Here is a 6363-nt window from a genome sequence, read left to right as displayed (position 1 = left end):
CCTTATGCCGATGCATTGTTCTTGTTGTTCGACGTACAGCGTCAGACGATTCTGGATATGATGGCAGGGAAAGAGGAGCCTTCCGCTTTGTTACCTTTCCAGATGCCGGCAGATATGAGAACCGTAGAAGAACAGGCTGAAGACACTCCACGCGATATGCGTTGTTATCAAGACGCAGACAATCATGTTTATGATTATGCGTATGGGTTGAATTGGAAGGGAGTGATAGATGATGAACGGGTGAAGAAATACAAATAGTTTTTAAGAACAGGTCCTTATAGAAAAGATAATGAAAGAAAGATCGAAGTACTCATATATTTATGGGGTGTTAATCTTGTTGGTGTATTGCACTAACTCTTACGCCCAATGGAAACCGGTCGGAAACAGAATTGTTTCCGACTGGGCAACGCAGATAGATATAAATAATGTATTATCCGAATATCCGCGTCCTTTGATGGAACGGCCGGAGTGGATGAATTTGAACGGGCTTTGGAAATATGCCATTCTTCCATCGGGTAAGGCGATGCCACAAGTGTATGATGGTGATATCTTGGTCCCTTTTGCCGTAGAGTCCGCTCTATCCGGGGTAGGAAAGGAATTGGGAGAGAATAATGAGTTGTGGTATCAACGCCGTTTTTCCGTACCTTCTCGCTGGAAAGGACAACGGTTGTTGTTGCATTTTGGTGCTGTAGACTGGAAAACCACTGTATGGATAAACGGCATCAAACTTGGCGAGCATTGCGGGGGATACACTCCTTTTGCATTCGACATCACACAGGCACTGAAGAAAGGTGATAATGAGGTTGTAGTGCGGGTATGGGATCCGACGGACAAGGGTTGTCAGCCTCGTGGAAAGCAAGTGAGTAACCCGGGGCATATCTGGTATACGCCGGTGAGTGGCATCTGGCAGACGGTATGGCTGGAACCTGTGCCGGAATATGCCATAGAAAACATTCGGACGACTCCTGACATAGACGGTGGCAAGCTGACGGTGGAAACCACTGTGAACAGTCATAATGTTACTGACCGGATAGAGGTGAAAGTGCTCGATGGCAACAAGGTGATTGCATCCGGCAGTGCATTGAATCATGCTTCAGTGGAAATACCGATGCCTGCCGATTGCAAACTCTGGACTCCGGACTCTCCGGCTCTTTACGACTTGGAAGTTTCGTTCTACGTCAATGGAAAGCTATCGGATAAAGTGAAAAGTTATACTGCAATGCGTAAATTCTCTACTCGGAGAGATGAGAAAGGATATATGCGCTTGCAACTGAATAATAAAGATATTTTCCATTTTGGTCCGCTTGACCAAGGATGGTGGCCTGATGGATTGTATACCGCACCGACAGATGAGGCTTTGCGCTATGACATTCAAAAGACCAAAGAGCTTGGATTCAATATGATACGTAAGCATCTGAAAGTAGAACCTGTACGCTGGTATGCACATTGCGACCGCTTGGGGATAATTGTATGGCAAGACATGCCCAATGGTGACAAGAATCAAGATTGGCAATATAAACAATTCTACTATGGACCGGAAATGTTGCGCACTTCAGAGTCGGAAGCTGTCTATCGGAAAGAGTGGAAAGAGATAATGGATTGTCTCTATTCTTATCCTTGCATTGGCGTGTGGACACCGTTTAATGAGGCGATGGGGCAATTCAAACCGGTGGAAATAGTCGGATGGACCAAGGAATATGACCCGACGCGGCCGGTGAATCCAGCCAGTGGTGGCAACTATTTCCCTTGTGGAGACATTCTTGACCTGCATAGTTATCCGGAACCTGTCATGTTTCTTTTTGATGCTGATCGTGTGAATGTGGTCGGTGAGTTTGGTGGCATCGGCATGGCACTGAAAGGGCATCTGTGGAACGAAGACCGTAACTGGGGGTATGGCGACTTGAAAGGCAAGGAAGAGGCTACGGAGCAGTATGTGAAATATGCCAATCGCCTCAAGGAATTGTCTGTATTGGGACTGTGTGGTGCTGTATATACTCAAACAACTGATGTGGAATCGGAAATCAATGGATTGATGACCTACGATCGCAAAATCGTGAAAATGGATGCAGATGCATTGCGGAAGGTTAACAGGGAGGTTTGTCATTGCTTGGACAATTCACTTCCGGAACAAGGGAAATAAATTGTAGACTGAAATTTGTGCAATCTGTGATGATTATGAATAAAAGAAATCTATTTGTTGGCGTTTTTGCCTTGTTGTCACTATTTCTACAGGGGCAAAATATTGTTATATCCACCCCTTGTACACAGTTGCTTCTTTCTGCACCGAAGGGCGGCAGTTTGGAACATTTGTATTATGGATCACGTACTTCGGATACAGATATCCATGGTATTTACGAAACGACACACGGAGTAGATGCTTATCCTGCCTATGGAATGAAGTATCCGGGTGAAACGGCTTTGTCCGTTTGCCATGCAGACGGCAATCTGACACTGCAAATGGTAGTGGAAAGCGTGAAGGAAACGCATCTTCAGGAAGAGAATGCAACTTTGACGGTTATTGAATTGAAAGATAAAGTATATCCTTTTTATGTTAATGTCTGCTATAAGGCATGGCTGGATGCGGATGTAATAGAAACATGGGCGGAAATCCGTCACGAAGAAAAGAAGTATGTTCAGCTTCATCAGTTTGCTTCTGCTTATCTGCCTATCCGTCGTGGTAATGTCTGGTTGTCACATCTTTCCGGTGCTTGGGCAAATGAAGGACGTCTCTCTCAAGAAATGTTGCAACCGGGAATGAAAGTGATTAAGAATACGGATGGAGTACGAAATTCGCACTCATCACATGCAGAAGTAATGTTCTCAATCGACGGTAGGCCACAGGAAAATGCCGGACGCATTGTTGGTGCGGCACTCTGTTATAGTGGTAACTATAAGCTGCGTATTGATACGCAGGGAGATGACTATCATCATTTTTTTGCAGGAATCAACGAAGAGAACTCTTGGTATAATCTGGAGAAGGCAGAAGTGTTTCGTACTCCATCATTAGCGCTGACCTACAGTAATGAAGGCTTGAGCGGATGTAGCCGGAAGTTTCATAAATGGGCGCGCTTGCATAAAATTGCTAACGGGAATACACTTCGCAAAGTACTTCTGAATAGTTGGGAAGGTGTCTATTTCGATATCAACGAGCAGAGAATGGAACAAATGATGAATGACATAGCATCTATGGGTGGTGAATTATTTGTGATGGATGACGGGTGGTTTGGAGATAAATATCCACGTAAGAATGACTCGTATGGCTTGGGGGATTGGACGGTGGACAGGACAAAACTTCCGGGAGGTTTGCAATCGTTGCTTAATGATGCTCGGAAACATGGCATACGGTTTGGCATTTGGTTAGAACCGGAAATGACAAATACTAAGAGTGAATTGTACGAGCAGCATCCCGATTGGGTTATTAAAGCTCCGGAAAGGGAATTAATATGTGATCGTGGTGGTACACAGGTTGTGCTTGACCTCTCCAATCCAAAAGTACAGGATTTTATTGTTCAGACAGTGGATAAACTGATGACTTCCTATCCCGATATTGATTACATTAAGTGGGATGCTAATACGTCAATAGTCAATCAGGGGTCACAATACTTGACTAAAGATAATCAGAGTCACTTGAATATAGAGTATCACCGAGGGCTTGAGAATGTGTGCAGGCGCATTCGCGCACGTTATCCGAAACTGACGATGCAGGCTTGTGCAAGTGGTGGCGGACGTGTAAATTACGGGCTATTGCCTTATTTCGATGAATTTTGGACAAGCGACAATACAGATGCTCTTCAACGCATTTATATCCAATGGGGTACATCCTATTTCTTTCCGGCTATTGGAATGGGGGCACACATAAGTGCAAGCCCCAATCATCAGACTTCACGTTCTGTCCCGTTGAAATTTCGTATTGATGTTGCGATGAGCGGCCGTTTGGGGATGGAAATGCAACCTGAAAGTATGACGGAGGAGGAAAAGGCTTTCTGTAAAAATGCCATTGCTGAGTATATGATGATACGTCCTGTAGTGCAATTCGGAGATATTTATCGTTTGCTTTCTCCATACGATAAATTGGGCGCAGCTTCATTGATGTATGTATCACCGGAAAAGGACAAAGCGGTATTCTATTGGTGGAAAACAGAACACTTTTGTAATCAGCACCTTCTACGAGTAAAGATGGCAGGTCTTGCTCCTGATAAATATTATAAGGTACATGAACTGAACCGCATTGATAGAGAACCTTTGAGTTTTGAAGGTAAAAGTTTCAGCGGCACTTATTTGAATGCCAACGGCTTGGAAATACCTGCTAACCACAAAGTGGAAATCTCGAAACAAAACGAATACTCCAGTCGTGTACTTTATTTGGAAGAAGTTGCTTCTTCGTTTTCTGACAATCAGACGCCACAGCACCTTCCGTTGCGTGTTCTTTGCTTGGGCAACTCTATCACTCGTCATGAGTATAAAGCAGATATTGAATGGTTTTCCGAATGGGGAATGGCAGCATCTAAGGAGGAATATGACTATTGCCATCAATTGGAGAAGATGCTCTCGCAAAACCGTCCCGGCACAGTGGTTACCCCACTGAATATTGCTTATTGGGAACGTAACTTGAATTGTAGCATTGATTCATTGATTGGCACTTATGCAACGGACAAGGATGTGATTGTTATCCGTTTGGGAGAGAATGTACAAGATAAGGAAGCATTCAAAACCGGTATCCTCCGATTGGTGGAATATTGTAAGCAAAAAGCAAGGAAAGTAGTCATTACTGGTTGCTTCTGGAAGGATGATGAGAAAGAACGTGCTATCATCAATGCTGCGCGTATGTATGGGATCACTTTTATTCCGATTGACTGGATAGACCGTCTGTATGATTCACGTCCGAAAGTCGGAGATACCCTTTATAATTTGCAAGGAGATCCATATATCGTAACCAAAGATTTCATTATCGCCCATCCAAATGATGAAGGCATGAGAAAGATAGCGGAAATGATATATGGAGCCCTTAAGTAACTGTCTACTATAACAATAAATTGTGATTATATGAAATTGATAAAACTTCTATTTTGTGGGCTGTTTGTGTTGTTGCATTCAGGTTATGCACAACAGGACCCTCGCACGGAGATTCAACAGGATAAAAAACTTTCGGGAGCCAATTTCTTGGCTTATCCGGCACCGGAGCAAACTACATATTCTTCTGCTCCAAAGGGATACAAACCGTTTTATATCAGCACGTATGTCCGGCATGGTTCCCGCTTTCATATCAACAAACATGACTACACTTATGCGCTGACTCCGTTGGAAAAGGCAGACTCGGCAAAAGTGTTGAGTAGTGTGGGAAAGGATGTACTGCGGAAGATAGCCCGTGTACTCCAACTTTCTGATGGGCGTTTGGGAGAACTTACTCCCTTGGGTGCTCGTCAGCACCGGGGCATAGCTGAGCGTATGTACCATAACTTTCCGGAAATATTTGCCAAAAGCATTGCAATCGATGCGCGTTCTACGGATGTTGTGCGGTGTATTCTTTCTATGACTTCCGAGTGTCTTCAGTTGCAGGCTTTAAATCCGAAATTGCGTATATCCAACGATGCCAGTCGTCATGATATGTATTATATGAATTATGATGACAGGTATTTGGGCGGCTTGCGTTATCGGGAGAAACAGGAGCTGATCAAAGCATTCAAACAACGCCATATTCATCCGGAACGACTAATGAAGGTGTTGTTTACGGACAGTACTTATGTAAAGGCTAATATCCGACCGCATGATCTGATGCAGCACCTCTTTTTTGTTGCGATGAATATGCAGAGTGTTGATGAAAAAGAATTGGAATTTTATGATTTATTTACCTCGGAAGAGTGCTATGAATTATGGAGTTGCTGGAATGTATTATGGTATCTAGAAGCAGGCAATACACCATTGACAGAAGGAATGATGCCATATAAAGCAACCAATTTGCTTCGGAACATATTGGACACGGCTGACAGTTGTATTGTGAAGAAAGAGCCAAGTGCCACCTTGCGTTTCGGACATGAAAGTTGCCTGTTACCATTAGCTGTACTAATGGAACTGGGAGATTGCGGATATGTCACGGAGGATATGGAAACATTAGCTGAACATTGGCAGTGCTATCAATACTTTCCAATGGCATCCAATATCCAACTAATTTTTTACCGTAAATCGGCCAACAAAGATATCTTAGTACGTGTACTGTTGAACGAAAAAGAGATATCATTGCCCATAAAGACTAACTGTGCTCCTTTCTATCATTGGCATGATGTTTCGGAATATTATCGTAAAAAATTGTCTCGATATACTCCTACAGATAAATAAAACACAATTATTAGTACCTAGTCTAATCCA

Annotated in this window: 3 protein-coding genes and 1 pseudogene; all 4 read left to right on the top strand. The window is 43.5% G+C overall.

All coding sequences use genetic code 11. The features are described 5' to 3' along the window. A pseudogene (locus tag DW173_RS23840) lies at nucleotides 1-258 on the top strand (glycoside hydrolase family 3 protein); the annotation flags it as partial. 31 nt (nucleotides 259-289) lie between these two features. After that, nucleotides 290-2140, top strand: a complete 1851-nt coding sequence (locus DW173_RS14720; RefSeq protein WP_008026491.1) for a glycoside hydrolase family 2 protein — start codon at nucleotides 290-292, stop codon at nucleotides 2138-2140. Nucleotides 2141-2169: 29 nt separating this feature from the next. Further along, entirely contained in the window at nucleotides 2170-5013 is a 2844-nt protein-coding gene (locus DW173_RS14715; protein ID WP_008026492.1) for an alpha-galactosidase, read from the top strand. Between the two features lie 30 nt (nucleotides 5014-5043). Further along, on the top strand, nucleotides 5044-6333 hold the full coding sequence (locus tag DW173_RS14710; RefSeq protein WP_008026494.1) for a histidine-type phosphatase: 1290 nt from the start codon (nucleotides 5044-5046) through the stop codon (nucleotides 6331-6333). Nucleotides 6334-6363: the final 30 nt, after the last annotated feature.

The organism is Bacteroides sp. AM16-13 (assembly GCF_003602705.1).
GTDB lineage: Bacteria > Bacteroidota > Bacteroidia > Bacteroidales > Bacteroidaceae > Bacteroides > Bacteroides xylanisolvens.
Note: the sequence above shows the minus strand (reverse complement) of the source record. Positions and strands in the feature narration are given on the sequence as shown.